This window comes from Acidovorax sp. AC410 (assembly GCF_979253235.1).
In genome coordinates this window covers 1,000,100-1,018,469 of record NZ_CEEDCG010000001.1, presented here as the reverse complement: position 1 = coordinate 1,018,469, position 18,370 = coordinate 1,000,100, and the positions used below count along the sequence as shown (strand labels likewise).

17 protein-coding genes are annotated in these 18,370 nt (G+C 68.1%); 13 read left to right on the top strand and 4 right to left on the bottom strand.

The annotated features are described in order from the left end of the window. Nucleotides 1–11: 11 nt before the first annotated feature. On the top strand, nt 12–1,148 hold the full coding sequence (locus tag AC0IZS_RS04655; RefSeq protein ID WP_471634579.1) for a DUF5624 domain-containing protein: 1,137 nt from the start codon (nt 12–14) through the stop codon (nt 1,146–1,148). Nucleotides 1,149–1,243: 95 nt separating this feature from the next. On the opposite strand, the gene AC0IZS_RS04650 is transcribed toward AC0IZS_RS04655, so the two are convergent. Continuing rightward, nucleotides 1,244–2,239 carry a LysR substrate-binding domain-containing protein gene (locus AC0IZS_RS04650; RefSeq protein WP_471634578.1) on the bottom strand — a complete coding sequence of 332 codons (996 nt, stop codon included), beginning with the start codon at nt 2,237–2,239 and terminating at the stop codon, nt 1,244–1,246. Nucleotides 2,240–2,367: 128 nt separating this feature from the next. Here AC0IZS_RS04650 and AC0IZS_RS04645 point away from each other — a divergent pair, with 128 nt between their 5' ends. The 3 genes from AC0IZS_RS04645 (at nt 2,368) to AC0IZS_RS04635 (ending at nt 4,940) form a co-directional block, all read left to right on the top strand. Beyond that, on the top strand, nt 2,368–2,901 hold the full coding sequence (locus tag AC0IZS_RS04645) for a DUF2917 domain-containing protein (RefSeq protein WP_471634577.1): 534 nt from the start codon (nt 2,368–2,370) through the stop codon (nt 2,899–2,901). A 141-nt stretch (nt 2,902–3,042) separates the two neighbouring features. Continuing rightward, entirely contained in the window at nt 3,043–3,435 is a 393-nt protein-coding gene (locus AC0IZS_RS04640) for a DUF2917 domain-containing protein (RefSeq protein WP_471634576.1), read from the top strand. A 230-nt stretch (nt 3,436–3,665) separates the two neighbouring features. Beyond that, nucleotides 3,666–4,940 (top strand): glycosyltransferase, encoded by a 1,275-nt coding sequence (locus AC0IZS_RS04635; protein WP_471634575.1) that lies wholly within the window; start codon nt 3,666–3,668, stop codon nt 4,938–4,940. A gap of 29 nt (nt 4,941–4,969) precedes the next feature. Here AC0IZS_RS04635 and AC0IZS_RS04630 read toward each other — a convergent pair whose 3' ends face one another. Next, nucleotides 4,970–5,368 (bottom strand): BLUF domain-containing protein, encoded by a 399-nt coding sequence (locus tag AC0IZS_RS04630; RefSeq protein WP_471634574.1) that lies wholly within the window; start codon nt 5,366–5,368, stop codon nt 4,970–4,972. Nucleotides 5,369–5,538: 170 nt separating this feature from the next. Between AC0IZS_RS04630 and AC0IZS_RS04625 the strand changes: the two genes are divergently transcribed. The 3 genes from AC0IZS_RS04625 (at nt 5,539) to AC0IZS_RS04615 (ending at nt 8,624) form a co-directional block, all read left to right on the top strand. Continuing rightward, nucleotides 5,539–6,297: a Crp/Fnr family transcriptional regulator gene (locus tag AC0IZS_RS04625; protein ID WP_471634573.1), complete on the top strand. Its 759-nt coding sequence runs from the start codon at nt 5,539–5,541 to the stop codon at nt 6,295–6,297. 86 nt (nt 6,298–6,383) lie between these two features. Then, nucleotides 6,384–7,808: a bifunctional UDP-N-acetylglucosamine diphosphorylase/glucosamine-1-phosphate N-acetyltransferase GlmU gene (glmU, locus tag AC0IZS_RS04620; protein ID WP_471634572.1), complete on the top strand. Its 1,425-nt coding sequence runs from the start codon at nt 6,384–6,386 to the stop codon at nt 7,806–7,808. A 21-nt stretch (nt 7,809–7,829) separates the two neighbouring features. Continuing rightward, on the top strand, nt 7,830–8,624 hold the full coding sequence (locus tag AC0IZS_RS04615; protein WP_471634571.1) for a sensor histidine kinase: 795 nt from the start codon (nt 7,830–7,832) through the stop codon (nt 8,622–8,624). Here the strand turns inward: AC0IZS_RS04615 and AC0IZS_RS04610 are convergent. Then, nucleotides 8,613–9,689: a sensor domain-containing diguanylate cyclase gene (locus AC0IZS_RS04610; protein WP_471634570.1), complete on the bottom strand. Its 1,077-nt coding sequence runs from the start codon at nt 9,687–9,689 to the stop codon at nt 8,613–8,615. The two genes, AC0IZS_RS04615 and AC0IZS_RS04610, sit on opposite strands and share 12 nt — an antisense overlap. Nucleotides 9,690–9,832: 143 nt before the next feature. Beyond that, a complete protein-coding gene (locus tag AC0IZS_RS04605) occupies nt 9,833–10,330 on the bottom strand; it encodes an Lrp/AsnC family transcriptional regulator (protein WP_471634569.1) in 498 nt (165 codons plus the stop codon). Between the two features lie 131 nt (nt 10,331–10,461). Here AC0IZS_RS04605 and glmS point away from each other — a divergent pair, with 131 nt between their 5' ends. The 6 genes from glmS (at nt 10,462) to AC0IZS_RS04575 (ending at nt 18,370) form a co-directional block, all read left to right on the top strand. Then, nucleotides 10,462–12,369: a glutamine--fructose-6-phosphate transaminase (isomerizing) gene (gene glmS, locus AC0IZS_RS04600; RefSeq protein ID WP_471634568.1), complete on the top strand. Its 1,908-nt coding sequence runs from the start codon at nt 10,462–10,464 to the stop codon at nt 12,367–12,369. A gap of 178 nt (nt 12,370–12,547) precedes the next feature. Further along, nucleotides 12,548–14,176: a GGDEF domain-containing protein gene (locus AC0IZS_RS04595; protein WP_471634567.1), complete on the top strand. Its 1,629-nt coding sequence runs from the start codon at nt 12,548–12,550 to the stop codon at nt 14,174–14,176. A gap of 214 nt (nt 14,177–14,390) precedes the next feature. Then, nucleotides 14,391–14,819 (top strand): organic hydroperoxide resistance protein, encoded by a 429-nt coding sequence (locus tag AC0IZS_RS04590; protein ID WP_471634566.1) that lies wholly within the window; start codon nt 14,391–14,393, stop codon nt 14,817–14,819. Nucleotides 14,820–14,869: 50 nt separating this feature from the next. Beyond that, nucleotides 14,870–16,198: an ATP-binding protein gene (locus AC0IZS_RS04585; protein WP_471634565.1), complete on the top strand. Its 1,329-nt coding sequence runs from the start codon at nt 14,870–14,872 to the stop codon at nt 16,196–16,198. Next, a complete protein-coding gene (locus AC0IZS_RS04580; RefSeq protein WP_471634564.1) occupies nt 16,195–16,947 on the top strand; it encodes a response regulator in 753 nt (250 codons plus the stop codon). Before AC0IZS_RS04585 ends, AC0IZS_RS04580 begins: the two co-directional genes overlap by 4 nt. A 394-nt stretch (nt 16,948–17,341) precedes the next feature. Further along, nucleotides 17,342–18,370 (top strand): alpha/beta fold hydrolase, encoded by a 1,029-nt coding sequence (locus AC0IZS_RS04575; protein ID WP_471634563.1) that lies wholly within the window; start codon nt 17,342–17,344, stop codon nt 18,368–18,370.

Sequence of the window (18,370 nt, the reverse complement as noted above, 5' to 3'; positions counted from 1 at the left end):
GACAAGCCACCATGTACCAACCCCAATCCGATTTCGCGGGCCTGTTCCATGCCTTCACCGGCGGGCCTGATGCCATTGGCCCGCAGCTCACCGCGAAGATGCTGGAGCAGCGTGCCGACAGTCCGCTGCTGGTTTCCGCCGCGTCGGACATCGCCCTGTTTCCGGGGGGCGGCGCCGCGCCGCGCCTGGAGAGCTTTCGCAAATCCACGCGCGGCTTCATCGAGCTCACGGCGGTATCGCACCTGCCGCTGGCCATGGCCTACGTGGCGCGCCGGCGCGAGCTCGCGCCCGACGACCTGGCCTGGCGCACGCAGTTGCAAGGCCTGTTGCCGCACATTGCCCGGGTGCGGACGGCCAACACCGAGGGCATGTGGCGCCAGCATGTGAACCTGGACGCCTTCGCGGGCCAGGAGGCGAAGATCGTGGCCATGGTGCATTGCACGCTTTCCACCACCGAGGCCTACATCCAGCGCGCGCTGGCCGATGCCTCGCTGATGGACTTTGATGCGCTCGTGGCGCAGTACCTCGACCCGCCGGCTGCGGTGTCGCCCGTGTCGATGAATGCCATCATGTTCGCCACCTTCGGGCTGGCCTATGTCGACATCGCCTACCGCATCGGCGCCTGGCTGCGCGGCAGCGGCATCGACTGGGCGCGTGCCATGGTGCTGGTCAGCGGCCAGTCGGGCCGGCCCACGGCGGGCGTGACCTGGTCGTCCAACAGCATGTGCAACCTGGTCTGGCGCGTGAGCGATGGGCAGATGCCGGCCGACCGGCTGTACGTGGCGCCGCACGCGCCCGGCTTCACTGTGGACCAGTTCAGCGACACGGCGGCGCTGGCCGCCCTGGAGGTGACCTACCGCAAGATCTGGATGCACACGCGCACCAGCGTGGAGGTGTCGCGCCAGATGTTCGCCCACCACCCGGCCTATGTGTTCTCGCCCGATGCGGCGCGTGACATGCCGCCCATCCATGGCCTGGAAGACCAGGCCGCCTGCGTGGCGCGCCTGCGCCGCATCATGGAAGACCCGCAGCAACTGCTGGTGAACTGCGTGGCCGACTACGTGGTGGATGCACTGCAGCGCAACGGCAACCGGCCCGGCGAGGTACCGATCCCGGGCTTCACCAACGTCGATTACGAGGGGCTCTAGCGATTTCCGGCATGCCTTGCCTGGCCGGCCGCCCTGCCTGGTGATGGCGGCCGGCGGGGCAGGGCGTGCCGGAGACTGGCAAACTGTTGGCGGTCTCAGTCGAAGTCGTCGACGGTGTCCGGGTCGGGCACGTCGCCCACCGCTTCGCGCGTGGCCTTGGCCTGGATCTCCAGCCAGGCACAGAAGGCCTTGATCTCGGGGCGGTGCGCGCTGCGCGGGCCCACCAGCAGCCAGTAGGCCAGGGGAGAGTCCAACCGGTGGTTGGGCAACAGCTCCACCAGGTCGCCTGCGGCCAGTGCATCGGCGATCAGCGGCATGCGTGCCAGCGCCAGGCCCTGGCCGCTCAGGGCGGCCTGCACGATCTGGTGCGCGTAGTTGAAGTACAGCCAGCGCTGGGGCTGCAGCTTGGGCTGGCCCTGGTTTTCGAACCAGCGCTGCCAGCTGAGCCACTCCAGGTGCTGACTGCGGTGCGCATCGCCGGCCTCGATCAGCGTGAATTGGGCCACGTCGGCCGGTGTGCGCACGGGCGGGCTGCTCTTGATGAGCCAGGGGCTGGCGACGATGGCCAGTTGCTCGCCGCACAGGCGCACGGCGCCTCGGGGCATGCTGCTGGGCAGGCTGTAGCGCAGGGCCAGGTCCACGTCCGACGTTTCCAGGTCCACTGGCACATCGGTGGCGTCGATGCGGATGTCGATGCCCGGGTTGTCGCGCTGGAACTCTTCCATGCGCGGAATCAGCCACATCGACGCAAAGCTGGCCCAGGTGGTGATGGCCACGCTGCGCCGCCCCGCGGTCTGGCGCACCAGGCGCACAGAGGCATCCATGCGGTCGAGCGCCGGGGCGATGGCGCGCTGCAACTGCGCGCCGGCACTCGTGAGCTCCACCGCACGCGTGTGGCGCAGGAACAGGGGCACACCCACCTCGTCCTCCAGCGACTGGATCTGGCGGCTCACGGCCGATTGGGTGAGCGCCATTTCATCGGCCGCCGCGCGGAAGTTCAGGTGCCTGGCCACCGCCAGGAAGGCACGCCAGTGGCCCACGGAAACAGGGCGGGTGCGCGAGAGGGCAGGTGTGGGCTCGGCGTTGGGCATGGTGTCCGTTCAAATTAATTCATGCGCTGATGGCATCAATAGCGTACTGCGTTTTCATTGGACCGCAGGCCGCTCCAGGCGGATCATCCAGGCTCTACAACGTTTTTTCAAGCACCAAGGAGCCCACCATGTCGTCCCGTACCGTTCTGGAATCGCAACAATCCGCCATCGCCTCCACGGCCGGCCGCGTGTTGGCCGGAAGCTGGAAGCTGGACGCGGGCCGCGCCATCACGCTGAACCCGCGTGAGCGCAGTGTGCTGGAAATCTCGCAGGGCCGGGTGTGGTTGTCGGTGGGCGCAAGGCCCGGCCAACCCGACCAGGCCACCGAGGACATCGTGCTGCTCCAGGGGCAGACGCTGGTCATCGAACCTGGCCAGCGGGTGGTGATGGAGTCGTGGTACCTGCGTGGCGGGGCGCCCAGTGCGGTGGCCTTCTGCTGGGACAGTGCGCCCATCGCCGCCCTGGTGGCCGATGCAGCGGTGGATTGGGAACTGGGCGTGGCGCAACCGCTGCGTGACCTGGTCTGTGCGCTCGGCCAGGGCGGGCGTGCCGTGGGTGCGGCGGTCGCCGCGACCCTGGGCGCCAGCGGTCGGCTGGCCGCCGGCCTGGTGCGGTTTGCTCTGCATCGGATAGCACCCCAGCGAGTGCGCATGCACGCCTGAGGGCGATTTGGCCGTCAACGGTATCCGGCCATTTCTTTCAATTGATGCCGAACTTGAATCAATGAGGGCCTCGCAATTCATTGGACGCACCGTAAGCACAGGTGCACCATAGAGGCCTATAGGGTTTACCAGGAGAAAACCATGACCGCATCGAATGTTCTGCAATTGCAAGCTTCCAGCGCCTTCCGCCGCGTTGCGGCCAAGGACATCTTCACGCTCCAGCCCGGCACGGCCGCCAGCCTCAAGCCGCGCACGGCCATGGCGCTGCGCGTTGCCGAAGGCCAGGCCTGGGTGACCCTGGACGATGGACCGCACGGCGCCAGCCGCGACTGTGCGGGCGACGTCTTCCTGCAGGCCGGCCAGACGCTGTGGGTTGCTGCGGGCCAGCATGCCGTGGTGGAGACGCTGGGCAACCAGCGCCTGCAATACCGCTGGACGGCGCTGGCCTCGCGGTCGGCACCTGCCTGGTGGAAGCGTGCCGCGTTGGGCATGACCTCCGTGCCGTCGGTGGACGGGGCGCCCTGCTGCGCATGAGGTGTACCCATCGCCACGCATGTCGTGGTGATTGGCATGCAAGAAAAGAGCTGCTGCTGCCCGGTGTGCCGGGCGCCGCAGCTCTTTTTGCTGGTGGTGAAAGCTGTCGGTGCTGCGGGCCCCGCTCTTCGCGAGAAGTGCGGGGCTGTTCATTTTTGCCCTACATTCCTGGGTGAAAAGCCGCTGTTTGTTGTTGCAATGAAAGACTTGGCACCCGCCCCCTTGCCCGGATGAGAATCCTCTTCATTCACCAGAATTTTCCTGGGCAATTCAGGCACCTGGCGCCTGCACTGGCATCGCAGGGGCATGAGGTCTTGGCCTTGACGATGACGCCGGATGCCACCGCAAGGCAATCCTGCTGGAACGGTGTGAAGATGGTTGCGTACACGGTCTCGCGCCGCTCGACGCCCGGCATCCATCCCTGGGTGATCGACACCGAGACAAAACTTGTGCGCGGAGAAGCCGCTTTCCGTGCCTGCCTGGAATTGCAGCGCCAGGGGTTCCATCCCGACCTGGTCGTTGCCCATCCAAGCTGGGGCGAGAGCCTGTTCATCAAAGAGGCCTGGCCCGCTACCAGGCTGGCGCTCTACTGCGAATTCTTCTACCTGGCGCAGGGCGCAGATGTCGGGTTCGATCCCGAGTTTCCCGAGGGGCCGCTTGCCGGTGCCCGCATCCGGGCGAAGAATTTCAACCACCTGCTGCACTTCGATCTGGCGGATGCCGGCATCTCGCCGACCCGGTGGCAAGCGGGCACGTTTCCCGCGTCCATGAGAGAGCGCATTGCGGTCATCCACGACGGCATCGACACGGACCTGCTGGTACCGAATCCTGGGGTCAGCCTGGCGTTCTCCACGCCCGCTGGCCAGGTGGACCTCCGAAAGACCGATGAGGTCATCACGTTCGTGGGCCGCGATCTGGAGCCATTGCGGGGCTACCACCGGTTCATGCGGGCCCTGCCGGAGATCCTGCAGCGCCGGCCGCACGCGCGGGTTCTTGTCGTCGGCGGCGATGGCTCCAGCTACGGTCCCAAGCCCGACCCCGCCCGCTACGGGGCGCGCAGCTGGAAGCAGATCTTCCTGGACGAGGTCCGTGACACCCTGGGTCCGCAGGGCATGGGGCGCATCCATTTCCTCGGGCGCCTGTCCCATGCGGATTTCGTGGCGACACTCCAGCTCAGCAGCGTGCATGTCTATCTCACCTACCCTTACGTGCTCAGCTGGAGCCTGCTGGAGGCGATGAGCGTGGGCTGTGCCATCGTTGCCAGTGACACCGCCCCGGTCCGGGAGGCGGTGGTGCACGGTGAAACCGGGCGGCTCGTCGATTTCTTTGACCCCGGACAATTGGCCCAGGAGGTGTGCGCGCTTCTGGACGACGGGAGCGAGCGGGAGCGCCTGGGCCGGAATGCCCGCTTGGCAGCCCAGAGGCACTTCGACTTGCGCAGGGTGTGCCTGCCCCAGCAACTGCACTGGATCCATGGCATTGCGGGCAGCCCGCCGCGCAGCTGACCGCAGGCAAGGTGCTGCGGCCGGGCTGGCTACAACTCCAGGTCCCTGCGCAGGGCTTCAAAAGCGGCCAGGGCAGCCTCGCCGTCGAGTTGCTCCATGCGTGCCAGCGCCTCGGCGTCGTCCACCGAGGTGAAGGCCAGGCTGAACTGGCGGAACCGCCGCTCGGCCAGCAGCCCATGGTGCAGGACCTCCACCCCGGTGTGGCGCGGGTCATTGCGGATGCGCTCGGTGAGCTTGAGCACCTCCTTTTGCGTGCCCTCCAATAGCTGGCAAAAGCGCATGCCGTCGAAGACCAGCAGGCCGGTGATGCCCAGGCTGGCATTCTTCACACGGGCGCGGCCCGCGATCTCGGCGACAACGCTCGTGGGTTGATCGGGTGCCAGGGTACTCACGTACAGGGCTTCATACAGGCTGTGGGCTGGCGTCATAGGTGCGGCGCACTGTAGGACGGCGCTGACAGGCGTGCAATGTCAAAAGACATAGCAGGATCGCGCACACCGAAAAGGCCGCAGGCGCCATGGTGCGGGGCCAACACCCATGCAAAAATGCCTGCGGGCCGGCGCGTCAAATGGCCGCCCGCTTCTAAAATGGCGCCACGATGAATGCCACCCTGCCGCCCGATGCATGTCCCCCGCACTGCCACGAGTGCCGCTTGCGCAGGACGGGGTCTTTCATCCCGGTGGAGCCCCGGGTGCTCGATTTCATCGAAGGCTTTCGCTCGGCCACGCTGGCGGTGCAGTCCGGGGATGCGCTGGTGCATGAGGCCCAGGCCAACGCCCGCCTGTTCACCCTGTACTCGGGCTGGGCGTTTCGCTACAAGACGCTGAGCGACGGGCGTCGCCAGATCCTGAACTTCCTCCTGCCGGGCGACCTGGTGGGCTTGCAGCAGGAGTTCGGTGACCTGTCGGCGCACGGTGTCGAGGCGCTCACCGACTGCACGCTGTGCGTGTTCCAGAACGACAGCCTGTGGGCCGTGTTCGCGGAGCATCCCCGGCTGGGTTACGACGTCACCTGGCTGGCCGCCCACGAGGAGGGCCATGTGGACGACGGCCTGCTGACCGCCGGGCGGCGCAATGCCACGGAGCGCGTGGCCATGCTGCTCATGCACCTGTACCGCCGGGTCGAGCGCGTGGGCCTGGTGGAGGCCGATGGCAGCGTGGCCTTCCCGCTCAACCAGCAGCACATTGCCGATGCGCTGGGCCTGTCGCTGGTGCATACCAACAAAACTCTGCGCCGGCTGGCCCTGCTGGGCCTGCACGAGCTGCGCAACGGGCGGCTGCGGCTGCTCAATACCCGCGCGCTCGAACGCATCGCCGAGTATTACGACACGCCGCCGCGCCTGCTGCCTCTGTTGTAGGCGCGCAGGCGCAGCCCTGGCGCGGCGCAGCCGATAATCCCGGTGCCTGCACGCCACCTGGTGCGCAGGCCCAATTTTCAATTTCCATGACGCAACTCGACATCCTCATCATGGCGGCCGGAAAGGGCACGCGCATGAAAAGCCGTATCCCCAAGGTGCTGCAGCGCCTGGGCGGGCGCCCGCTGCTGCAGCATGTGCTGGACCAGGCGGTCCACCTGCAGGCGCGCAGCGCCACCGTGATCACCGGCCACGGCGCCGCCGAAGTGGAGGCAGCCACCCGCAAGGCCGGAGCGAGCGGTTTGGAGCTGGCCTTTGTGCGGCAGGAGCCGCAACTGGGCACCGGCCATGCCGTGCAGCAGGCCGTGCCGCACCTGCGCGAGGACGGCACGGTGGTGGTGCTGTCGGGCGACGTGCCGCTGACCCAGGCCGATACCCTGCGTGCCCTGGTGGCCGCCGGTGGCAGCGACCAGCTGGCGCTGCTGACCGTCACGCTGCCTGACCCCACGGGCTACGGTCGCATCGTGCGCAACGCGGCAGGCGCGGTGCAGGGCATCGTCGAGCACAAGGATGCAAGCGAGGCGCAGCGCGCCATCGCCGAGGTCTACAGCGGCATCATGGCCGTGCCCGCACGGTTGCTGGCGCCCTGGCTCGCCCGGCTGACCAATGACAACGCCCAGGGCGAGTACTACCTGACCGACATCGTCGCCATGGCCGTTGCCGACGGCGTGCCGGTGGTGGCCCATCGCATCACCGATGCCCTGCAGGTGGCCGGCGTGAACAGCCCGCAGCAACTGGCCGAGCTCGAACGCGCCCACCAGCAGCGCCAGGCCCGCGCGCTGCTGGAGCAGGGCGTGCGCCTGGCCGACCCGGCCCGCTTCGACCTGCGCGACGACGTGCGCACCGGCGTGCGCGGCGAACTGGTGTGCGGGCAGGACGTCGAGATCGACGCCAACTGCCTCTTCACCGGCCGCGTGGAGCTGGGCGAGGGAGTGCAGATCGGCGCCAACTGCTACATTGCCAACGCACGCATCGCCGCAGGCGCGGTGATCCACCCCTACACCCACATCGACGGTGAGAAGCTCGGTGCCAGCGTGGGCGAGGGTGCGCTGATCGGCCCCTTCGCGCGCCTGCGCCCGGGCGCCCAACTGGGCCGCGAAGTCCACATCGGCAACTTCGTGGAGGTGAAGAACTCCACCCTGGCCGATGGCGCCAAGGCCAACCACCTGGCCTATCTGGGCGATGCCACGGTGGGCGAGCGCGTGAACTACGGCGCCGGCGCCATCACCGCCAACTACGACGGTGCCAACAAGCACCGCACGGTGATCGAAGCCGACGTGCATATCGGCAGCAACTGCGTGCTGGTGGCACCCGTCACCATCGGTGCAGGTGCCACGGTGGGCGGCGGCTCGACCATTTCCAAGGACGTACCACCGGGGTCTTTGGGCGTGGCCCGCGGCAAGCAGGTGGCCATTGCCCATTGGTCGCGTCCGGCGAAGCAGCCCAAACCCTGAGCTGACCAGGAGGCCTGCGCCATGAGTGACGACGACACCCCCCAGACCGTGGAGGCCTTGCGCGCCGAACTGGCGCGCAGCCGCCAGCAGGTGGCCGACATGGCTGCCGCGCAGGAGGAGTTTCTGCGTGCCGTCTCGCACGACCTGCGCGCGCCGCTGCGCCATGTGACCTCCTACGGTACTCTGGTGCGCGAGGTGCTCGGTGACCTGCCGGCCGATGTGGTGCAGGCGCCCGAATTGCAGGAGGCGCTGGGCTTTCTGGCCACGATGGACCAGTCGGCCCGGCGCATGGGGCTCATGATCGATGGCCTGCTGGCCATCACGCGCGCTACGCGCGCGCCCCTGCGTTGCGAAACCGTGGCGCTGGCCGATGCCGTGGCCCAGGCACGCACGGACCTGGCGGCGGCCGAGGCCGGGCGCGAGGTGCAGTGGCACCTGGCGCCCGACCTGCCCGTGCTCGATGCCGACGCCGCCCTGCTGCGGGAGCTGCTGGTGCAGGTGCTGGGCAATGCGCTCAAGTTCACGCGCGGCCAGGCGGTCGCCCAGATCCACATCGGCGCAGAGCCGCTGGCGGGCGGCCGCGTGGCCGTGACCGTGCGGGACAACGGCGTGGGCTTCGACCCCGCGCGCGCGGGCGCGCTGTTCGGCGTGTTCCAGCGCCTGCACCGCGAGACGCAATTCGAGGGCGTGGGCACCGGTCTGGCCCTGTGCCGGGTGATCGCCCAGCGCCATGGCGCGCAGCTCACGGCCGATGCAACGCCGGGCGCGGGCTGCCAGGTCCGCCTGGAGTGGCCTGCTTCGCCCTCAGGGCTCTGAGGCGGCCAGCGCGCCCTCGGTGGCGCTGCCCGTGCCGTCCCGGCTGTCGGTAACGCGGTTGCGCCCGGCGTTCTTGGCCACGTAGAGCGCGGCATCGGCTGCATCCATCCAGGCGCGCAGGCTGCCGTGTTGCGGATGCGCGGCCGCCACGCCGATGCTGGTGGTCATGCGCAGGGCTGGCAGGTCGCGCAGGCGGATGGCCTCGGTCTGCGCGCGGATGCGCTCGGCCACGGCGACGGCTTCCTCCACGGCCATGCCGGTCAGCAAGATGGCGAACTCATCGCCTCCATAGCGGCCCGCGCAGTCCGTGGCGCGCACATGGCCGCGCACCACATGGGCCACCGCGCGGATCACCTCGTCGCCCACGGTATGGCCGTGCTGGTCGTTGATCTGCTTGAAGCTGTCGATGTCCATCATCAGCATGCAGGCCGGCTCGCGGCTGGCATGGTGGCGGCGCAGCGCGGCCTCGGCCTGCTCCTGCCAGTGGCCGCGGCCGTACAGGCCGGTCAGCGTGTCCACGCGGCGCAATTCGTCGAGCAGCAGGTTCTGCTGTGACACCTTGCGGATCAGCCGGTAGCTGACCATGCTGACCGAAAGGGTGTGCAATGCCATGACTGGCAGACAGGCCAGGATGATGGGCAGGGGGCTCTCGGGTGACCAGTGCACTCCCGTGAGCAGGGAGCTGGCTGCTCCGCCCGCAAGCATGGCCGGAATCGACCGCGCCCACAGGCTGCGGATGCCGGTGGTGATCTTGTCCACCAGGGTCAGCGTACACAGCAGCACACTGGGCAGCAGGCTGAAGTGCATGAGCGGCACCAGGGCCGCCGCCAGGGCCGAGTCGGCGAGCAGGTTGCGGATCTCGGCGCGGTAGGGATCGGCACTGCGCCGTGCCAACTGGTAGGCCACGTGGGGCCAGACGAAGCAGGGCAGCACCATGCCCACCCAGGCGAGGATGGATGCCTGGCGCTGCCACAGCACGACCGCCACCACCACGCCGCCCAGGCCCATGCCAAGCACGCGCAGCGGGTATACGCGGCGGGGCATCTGTTGTTCGTAGGTGGCCATGGAGGGCAATGCAGGCGCAGGCGGATGGTGCCGCGAGAAGAGGAAGGCGCAAAGAGCTTACCTTTACCCGGCGGTAGAGGCCAGCGGGAAATGGCATGCCCTTGCGGATCCCGTGGCGTCCAGGCCTCGGTCCGGCATGGCCGTCATGGCGCTTGCACCGGGATGGCAGTGTTGAATTTTGCGCGTTTGGTGCTGAAGAAAGCCTTCACGTTGCGCACGTTGGCGTCGCCCGTGAACAGCTGCTGGGACAGCGCCAGGTAGCCTGGCATGTCGCGCGTGTACACCACCAGGATGAAGTCCGGGCCGGGCGACACGCGCCAGCACTGCTGCACGGCCGCGTGCGCCACCGCGCGGGCCTCGAAGGCGTCGAGCGCCTGCGCATCCTGCCGGTCCAGCGACACCTCCACGATGCAGGCCAGGCCATGGCCTTGCACGGCGGCCAGGCGGTCTGGTTGCAGCAGGGCCACCTGCCGCTCGATCAGGCCCACCTCGTGCAGCCGCTTGACCCGGCGCAGGCAGGTCGGCGGCGAGACGTGTACCTGTGCGGCCAGCGCCTGGTTGCTCTGGCTGGCGTCGATCTGCAGCAGTGCGAGCAGCTGCAGGTCCACCTGATCAAGGGTGATTGATTCCGAATTTTCCATTATTTTGGAATTTTATTTCAATCAATGAATTTCGTGAAATTCGAGTTCATTTTCTTGAAAATATCAATCACTAATTCCATCGGTGCGTGCCTACCATTGCGCTACTTATCCAACAACAGGAGCAGCAATCCATGTGCGGCATCGTCGGCGCGGTCTCCACGCGCAACATCGTTCCCATCCTCGTGCAGGGCCTGCAGCGGCTCGAATACCGCGGCTATGACTCGTGCGGCGTGGCCGTGCATGCATCGAGCCTGGACGCCAGCCGCCCGGCCGGCCTGCAGCGTGCCCGCAGCACGGCCCGCGTGGCCGAACTGCTCGAACAGGTGCAGACCGACCATGTCGATGGCGCCACCGGCATCGCCCACACGCGCTGGGCCACACACGGTGCGCCGGCCGTGCACAACGCCCACCCCCATTTCAGCCATGGCACGGGCGATGCGGCCAGCACACCGGGCCGCGTGGCGCTGGTGCACAACGGCATCATCGAGAACCATGAGGAACTGCGCGCCGCCCTGCAGGCCCGTGGCTACGTGTTCGCCAGCCAGACCGACACCGAGGTCATCGCCCACCTGGTGGACAGCCACTACAGTGGCGACCTGTTCGAGGCCGTGCAGGCCGCGGTCGCCCAGTTGCATGGCGCCTACGCCATTGCCGTCATGCACAAGGACGAGCCGCACCGCGTGGTGGGCGCGCGCGCCGGCTCGCCGCTGATCCTGGGTGTGGGCTCCGGCGCCGGCGGCTCGGTGGCGGGCGAGCATTTCCTGGCCAGCGACGCCATGGCCCTGGCCGGTGTGACCGACCAGATCGTCTACCTCGAAGAGGGCGACCTGGTCGACCTGCAACTGGGCCGCTACTGGATCGTGGGCAAAGGCCGCGAGGCGCTGACCCCCGCGCAGCGCCCGGTGCGCACCGTGCAGGCCCACAGCGGCGCGGCCGAACTCGGTCCCTACCGCCACTACATGCAAAAGGAGATCTTCGAGCAGCCACGCGCCATTGCCGACACGCTCGAGGGCCTGGAAGGCATCGTGCCCGAGCTGTTCGACGGCGCCGACGGCACGGCCGCCTGGCGCGTGTTCAAGGAGATCGACAGTGTCCTCATCCTGGCCTGCGGCACCAGCTACTACAGCGGTTGCGCCGCCAAGTACTGGCTCGAAGAGATCGCCGGCATCCCTACCCAGGTCGAAGTGGCCAGCGAGTACCGCTACCGCACCAGCGTGCCCAACCCGCGCAGTCTGGTGGTCACCATCACCCAGTCGGGCGAGACGGCCGACACCCTGGCCGCGCTGCGCCACGCGCAGAGCCTGGGCATGCAGCACACGCTGACCATCTGCAACGTGGCCACCAGCGCCATGGTGCGCGAATGCAAGCTGGCCTACATCACGCGCGCCGGCGTGGAGATCGGTGTGGCCAGCACCAAGGCCTTCACCACGCAGCTGGCCGGGCTGTTTTTGCTCACGCTGGCGCTGGCCCAGTCCAAGGGCCGCCTCACGGCCGAGCAGGAGGCCGCCCACCTCAAGGCCATGCGCCACCTGCCCGTGGCACTGCAGGCCGTGCTCGCGCTCGAACCCCAGGTCATCAGCTGGGCCGAGGACTTCGCGCGCATGGAAAACGCCCTGTTCCTGGGCCGGGGCCTGCACTACCCGATCGCCCTCGAAGGTGCCTTGAAGCTCAAGGAGATCAGCTACATCCACGCCGAGGCCTACCCGGCCGGCGAGCTCAAGCACGGCCCCCTGGCCCTGGTCACCAGCGCCATGCCCGTGGTCACCGTGGCACCCAACGATGCGCTGCTGGAAAAGCTCAAGAGCAACATGCAGGAAGTGCGCGCCCGCGCCGGCGTGCTCTACGTGCTGGCCGATGCGGACACCCGCATCGAGAGCAGCGAAGGCATCCACGTGATCCGCATGCCCGAGCACTACGGCCCGCTGAGCCCGCTGCTGCACGTGGTGCCGCTGCAACTGCTGGCCTACCACACGGCCTGCGCGCGCGGCACCGACGTGGACAAGCCACGCAATCTGGCCAAGAGTGTTACGGTGGAGTGAGGGCGCCTTGGTCGCTGCCGCCGATGCCCCCATCTGCGGCGAGCTGGGCAGGCCGGCCCGGCAGGGCATGCATTCGTGCGGCTTTTTGCAACGGGAATGACCAGGGCCCGGTCTCTGTGCGATATTCACGGGACCTGTTCTAGAACCAGTCACCCCGCAGCACCATGCGCCATAGACCATGGAACGCACAGACCAACTCCTGGCCGACCTGAAAGATTGCGAAGCAGCCAGTCTCGTGGGTGCGCACGACGCCGGGGTCGAGATTGCGGCGCGTGCCCTGCAGACCGCCAGGGAGTGCGGGCTGCGCTCCGAAGCCGCGTCGGCGTCCGCCTGGCTGGCTGAGCACCAACTGCGCCGGGGCGAGAGCGAAAAGGCTGCGCTAAGCGCCCACGCAGCCCTGGTGGAGGCCGACGCGCTCGAGTTGCATGGGGTCGGTATCAAGCTGCGCAACATCCTGACCCGAGCCTGGTGCCAGCTCGGGCGGGCTGACGAGGCGCTGCCTGAGGCAATGCAAGCGCTGGGGCGGGCACGCACTCTGGATGCGCCCGGGCTGGTGTCGCGCAGCCTGTCCAGCCTGGCGGGCGTGGTGGAGTTGCTGGGCGACCCTGCGCATGCGATCACCCTCTTGCACAAGGCAGATGAAGAGGCCCAGCGTGACGTTGACAAAGTGGCGCAGTTCGCTGCAGTCGTCAATCTCGCAGGCGCACTGTGCCGATCCGGGCGCCAGCTCGCCCATCTGCCGGGCCCGCTGGCTCCGACCGAAGCGCAGGCTGCGCATCTGCGCGAGGCCCTGGCCGTAGTGCAGAGGGCGAAGGTGCTCGCGCGCGGGCATGTACGCTGGAAAATGGTCTGCGCCGAGATCGAATGCCTGGCCCTGGAAGCCTTGGGGCGGCTTGCGGAGATGCGTGTCGCGGTCGATCGGCACCGCGCATTCGCCATCAAGGCGAAGGCCCCTGATGCCCGTGCAGAAAACGAACTGCTCAACGCCGACTGGCTGTTGGCCAGCGGGCGTGCGGCCGAGGCCTGCGAAGCGCTGGACCACCGGGTGGATGCGGCCGCGGCCCAGCGAAACGAAGGATGCCGCCGGTGGTGGTGGAGATCCCGGTACCGTGCCTTCAAGGCCGCTGGCTCCGACGCGCAGGCACTGGCAGCACTGGAGTCCATGATGGTGCAGGTGCGCCGCGACCGTGAACTGAGCCTGACCGCCCAGGCGCGCGTGCTGTTGGGCGAGGTGAGAATGGAAATTGCCCAGCAGGAACTCGCGCAATTGAGGCTTGAAGCGCAAGAGCTCCGCGAGCGCGCCGATGTGGCAACGCAGAAATCCCTGCTGGACCCGCTCACCGGACTGGCCAATCGGCGGGCACTGGACGCCCGCCTGATGGCCGTGCTTCCGATGCGGCATGGTCAGGCGGAGGACTTCTCGCTGGCTGTCGTTGACATTGACCATTTCAAGCAGATCAACGATGGCTGGGGCCACGACATCGGAGACGCCGTGCTGCGCGAGACCGCCAAGTTGCTGATCGGCGGCGTGAGAGGGGGCGACTTCGTGGCGCGCATTGGCGGCGAGGAGTTCGTCATCCTGCTCTGGGGACAGGCATTGGCTGATGCCTCCCTGGTGTGCGAGCGGCTCAGGCAGCAGGTGCAGGCGCATGACTGGTCCCGATTCTTGCCGGGGCGTGACGTGACGGTCAGCATGGGGCTGACCTGTGCCCAGCCTCTGGACGATGCGGCCCAGCTCCTGCGGCGTGCCGACCAATGGATGTACGCGGCCAAGCGCGAAGGGCGCAACCGATTGCAGGGAGGATGATGGGGGGCTCCACGCGGTCCGCATGCACCGGCATTGCAGACCTGGGGCTGCCGTACCGCTGCACAGCCTGCGCGCGCGGCGGGGAGTTTTGTATGGTTTTGTACGCAGCCCTTGGCGGGCTACATTGGGTCAAGAAACCGCTGGGGCACAGCGCCGTCTGGTTCAACAATCCGGCCGTCATTTCGACAAGCAAACACTCCCCAAGGACCACACCATGACTGCCGCAGCAAGCACCGAAGAAACAGTTCTCTACACGGGCCGCACCCACACCACCGGTGGCCGCACCGGCGCCTCGCGCAGTGACGATGGCCGGCTGGACATCGTACTCACGCGCTTCGGCACGGTGGGCCAGGGCACCAACCCCGAGCAGCTGTTCGCAGCAGGCTGGTCGGCCTGCTTCATGGGCGCCATGGCACGCGCCGCGCAGACCGTGGGCGTGCGGCTACCGGAAGACCTGGCCGTGGATGCCGAAGTGGACCTGGTGCAGGGGCCGGACGGCTTTGCGCTGGCGGCGCGCCTGAAGGTCAGCGTGCCCGGCGTCGACCGCGACCAGGCCCTGGCCATCGTCGAAGGCGCGCACCAGCTGTGCCCCTATTCCAAGGCAACCCGCGGCAACATCGCGGTCGAGCTGTCCGTCGCCTGAACGGACTGCCAGCGTCCCGCCATGCCCTGGCCCATTTGCTAAGGAAGCCCGTGCCCTCATTCCTGCGGCGGCTCTGGCCGTCCACCCTGCTGGCTCGCACCACGCTCCTCGTGGTGCTGGGCATGGCGCTCGCGCAGCTGCTGACCTATGTGGCCATCCGCTACGAGCGGGGCCAGACGCTCATGAACCTGATGGTCAGCGGCGTCGAGCGCGACATCGCCAGCTCGGTGGCCATTCTGGACCGGCTGCCCGCCAGCGAGCGGGAGGACTGGCTCCAGCGCCTGGAGCGGCCCAACTACACCTTCTCCCTGCAAGGTGTCGTCGACACGGCGCCCCCAACCTCGCCCGCCCTGTCGCGCTTCGTCGAGGTCGTGGCCACCGCACTGCGCCCGTTCCCGGTGCTGGCTGTGGGCCAGCTCGAGAACCTGCTGGAGACGGTGCGCATGCAGGTGCGCCTCGGTGATGGATCGTCGCTCTATGTGCTCGCGCGCCGGGTTCCGATGCCGGTCTCTGACTGGGTCACCTGGCTGCTGCTCGCCCAGTTGCTGGTGCTGGCGGCCTGTGCGTGGGCGGGCATGCGCCTGGTCACGCGGCCGCTCAAGCGGCTGGCGGCCGCGGCGGACCAGCTGGGCCCTGACCTGCAGCCCTCGCTTGTGGCGGAAAGCGGGCCGGCCGAGGTGGCGCAGGCCGCACGCGCCTTCAACGCCATGCAGCGGCGCATTGCCGGCTACCTCAACGAACGCATGCAGATCCTCGCGGCAATCTCGCACGACCTGCAGACACCCATCACCCGCATGCGCCTGCGTGTCGACCTCTTCGAGGGCATGCCCGAAGCCGACAAATTTCGCCACGACCTCGATGCCATGCGTACGCTGGTGCAGGAAGGCGTGGGCTATGCCAAGACGCTGCAGGGCTCGCAGGAGCAACTGCGCCGCCTGGACCTGGACGCCCTGGTGCGCAGTATCGCCAACGACTACGCCGACACGGGCAGCCCCGTCACCATGGTGGGCGAGGTCACCGTGCCCGTCACCACGCGCCCGCATGCCTTGCGCCGCATCCTCACCAACCTGGTCGACAATGCGCTGAAATATGGCGAGCGTGCAGAACTGCGCGTGCGGCTGGAGCAGGACCACCTGTACATCGACGTCTGCGACACCGGACCGGGCATTCCCGAAGCGCAGCTGCTGGCAGTGCTGCAGCCCTTCTACCGCGTCGAGGGCTCGCGCAACCGCGAGACCGGTGGCTCCGGCCTGGGCCTGGCCATCGCGCACCAGCTGGCCCTGTCGCTAGCCGGAGAGCTCAGCCTGCACAACCGCCCCGAGGGCGGCCTGTGCGCGCGCCTGAAACTACCCGCCCACACCCCGATTGCATCCCCATGATGAGTACCACCGTTGCCCCCAGCGACCACATCCTCGTGGTCGACGACGACCGCGAGATCCGCGACCTGGTCAGCGCCTACCTGCAGAAAAATGGCTACCGCGTCACCACCGTGCCCACGGGGCGGCACATGCGCCAGACCCTGGAGACGGCGGGTCCCTTTGAACTCATCATCCTGGACCTGATGCTGCCCGGCGAAGACGGCCTGACACTGTGCCGCGACCTGCGCGCCGGCAAGTTCAAGGCCGTGCCCATCATCATGCTCACCGCCCGTGGCGACGAGGCCGACCGCGTCCTCGGGCTCGAGATGGGTGCTGACGACTACTTGGCCAAGCCCTTTGCCGCGCGCGAGCTGCTGGCGCGCATCAAGTCCGTGCTGCGGCGCACGCGCATGCTGCCGCCCAACATGCGCAGCACCGAGGAAGCACGCTACCTGGCCTTTGGCGACTGGCGGCTGGACACCGTGGAACGCGCCCTGCTGGACAAGGAGGGCACCCTGGTGCCCCTGAGCGGGGCCGAGTACCGGCTGCTGCGCGTGCTCGTGGACCATCCGCAAAAAGTGCTGACGCGCGACCAGATCCTGTCCATCACCCAGGGGCGCGAGGCGGAGCTGTTCGAGCGCTCCATCGACCTCATGATCAGCCGCCTGCGCAAATGCCTGGGCGACGATGCGCGCGAGCCGCGCTACATCAAGACCGTGCGCAGCGAGGGCTATGTCTTCGCGGCCCAGGTCGAAGCACAGGAAGGCTAGGGGCTGACCATGCGCAGATGGTTGTTCTCGCTCTTGTTCCTTTTCGGCGGGCTGGCCTCGGAGATCAGCCAGCCCGCGGGCCGACCCTGTGCCGTGCCCTCTGCCAGTGCGTCCCCGCCACGGCGGCGAGGCGCCCTCCCTCCGTCCTAGCGTTCCGGCTTCCTTCGGACCACCGCAGCACCGCCACCTTCAGGGTGGCGGTGGCGTTTTTGGCGCGGCCATGCGCGCGCTCGCTGGCGGCGGCTTTGTATGGCTGTGTATCCGGCGCCGATCTGGCTACACCGCCATGCACTTCCAGGGGGGCCATGACACATGCCACATACACGGCGGCGATGTACTAGGGGCAGCCGCTGACACCGTGTCGGCGCCCGTCAATCCCCTGAAAGAATCGACCATGGACACCACCAACCCATCCACCCGCCGCCGCAGTTTCCTGGGCAGCGCCGCCCTCGGCCTGGCCATCGCTCCCGTCGGCAGCCTGCTCACCGCCCCAGCGCGCGCTGCGGCGGGCAGCGGCGGGGCGACCCGCTTCGATGGGCTCAAGACCGTCGATGCCGGCGACCTGCGCGTCGAGTACGCAGAGGCCGGGCCGGCCAACGGCCCTGTCGCCCTCCTGCTGCACGGCTGGCCCTATGACATCCATGCCTTCGTCGATGTCGCGCCGCGCCTGGCGGCTGCCGGCTACCGCGTGATCGTGCCCTACCTGCGCGGCTACGGCGGCACCCGCTTCCTGTCCGCAGACGCCGTGCGCAACGGCCAGCAGGGTGCCGTGGCCCAGGACATCATTGCGCTGATGGACGCGCTCGGAATCCGCCAGGCCGTGCTGGGCGCCTTCGACTGGGGTGCGCGCATGGCCTGCATCCTGGCTGCCATCTGGCCCGAGCGCGTCGCCGGCCTGGTCTCCGTGAGCGGCTACCTGATCGGCAACCCCAAGGCCAATGCCAAGCCGCTGCCGCCGGCCGCCGAGTTCGCCTGGTGGTACCAGTCCTACTTTGCGACCGACCGCGGCCGCGATGGCTACGCCGCCAACCCGGCCGCGTTCAACCGCTTCATCTGGCAGCAGGCCTCGCCGCAGTGGCAGTTCGATGAAGCGACCTACCAGCGCAGTGCCCAGTCCTTCGAGAACCCGGACCATGTGGCCATCGTGGTCCACAACTACCGCTGGCGCATCGGCCTGGTGGGTGGCGAGCCGCGCTTCGATGCGTTGGAGGAAAAGCTGGTGGCCGCGCCCAGCATCGGCGTGCCGTCCATCACGATGGAAGGCGATGCCAATGGCGCGCCCCATCCGGCCCCAGCCGCTTATGCGAAGAAGTTCACGGGCAGGTACCAGCACCGCCACCTGAGCGGCGGCATCGGCCACAACCTGCCACAGGAAGCGCCCGGCGCCTTCGCGCAGGCGGTGATCGACGTCACCCGGCTCTGA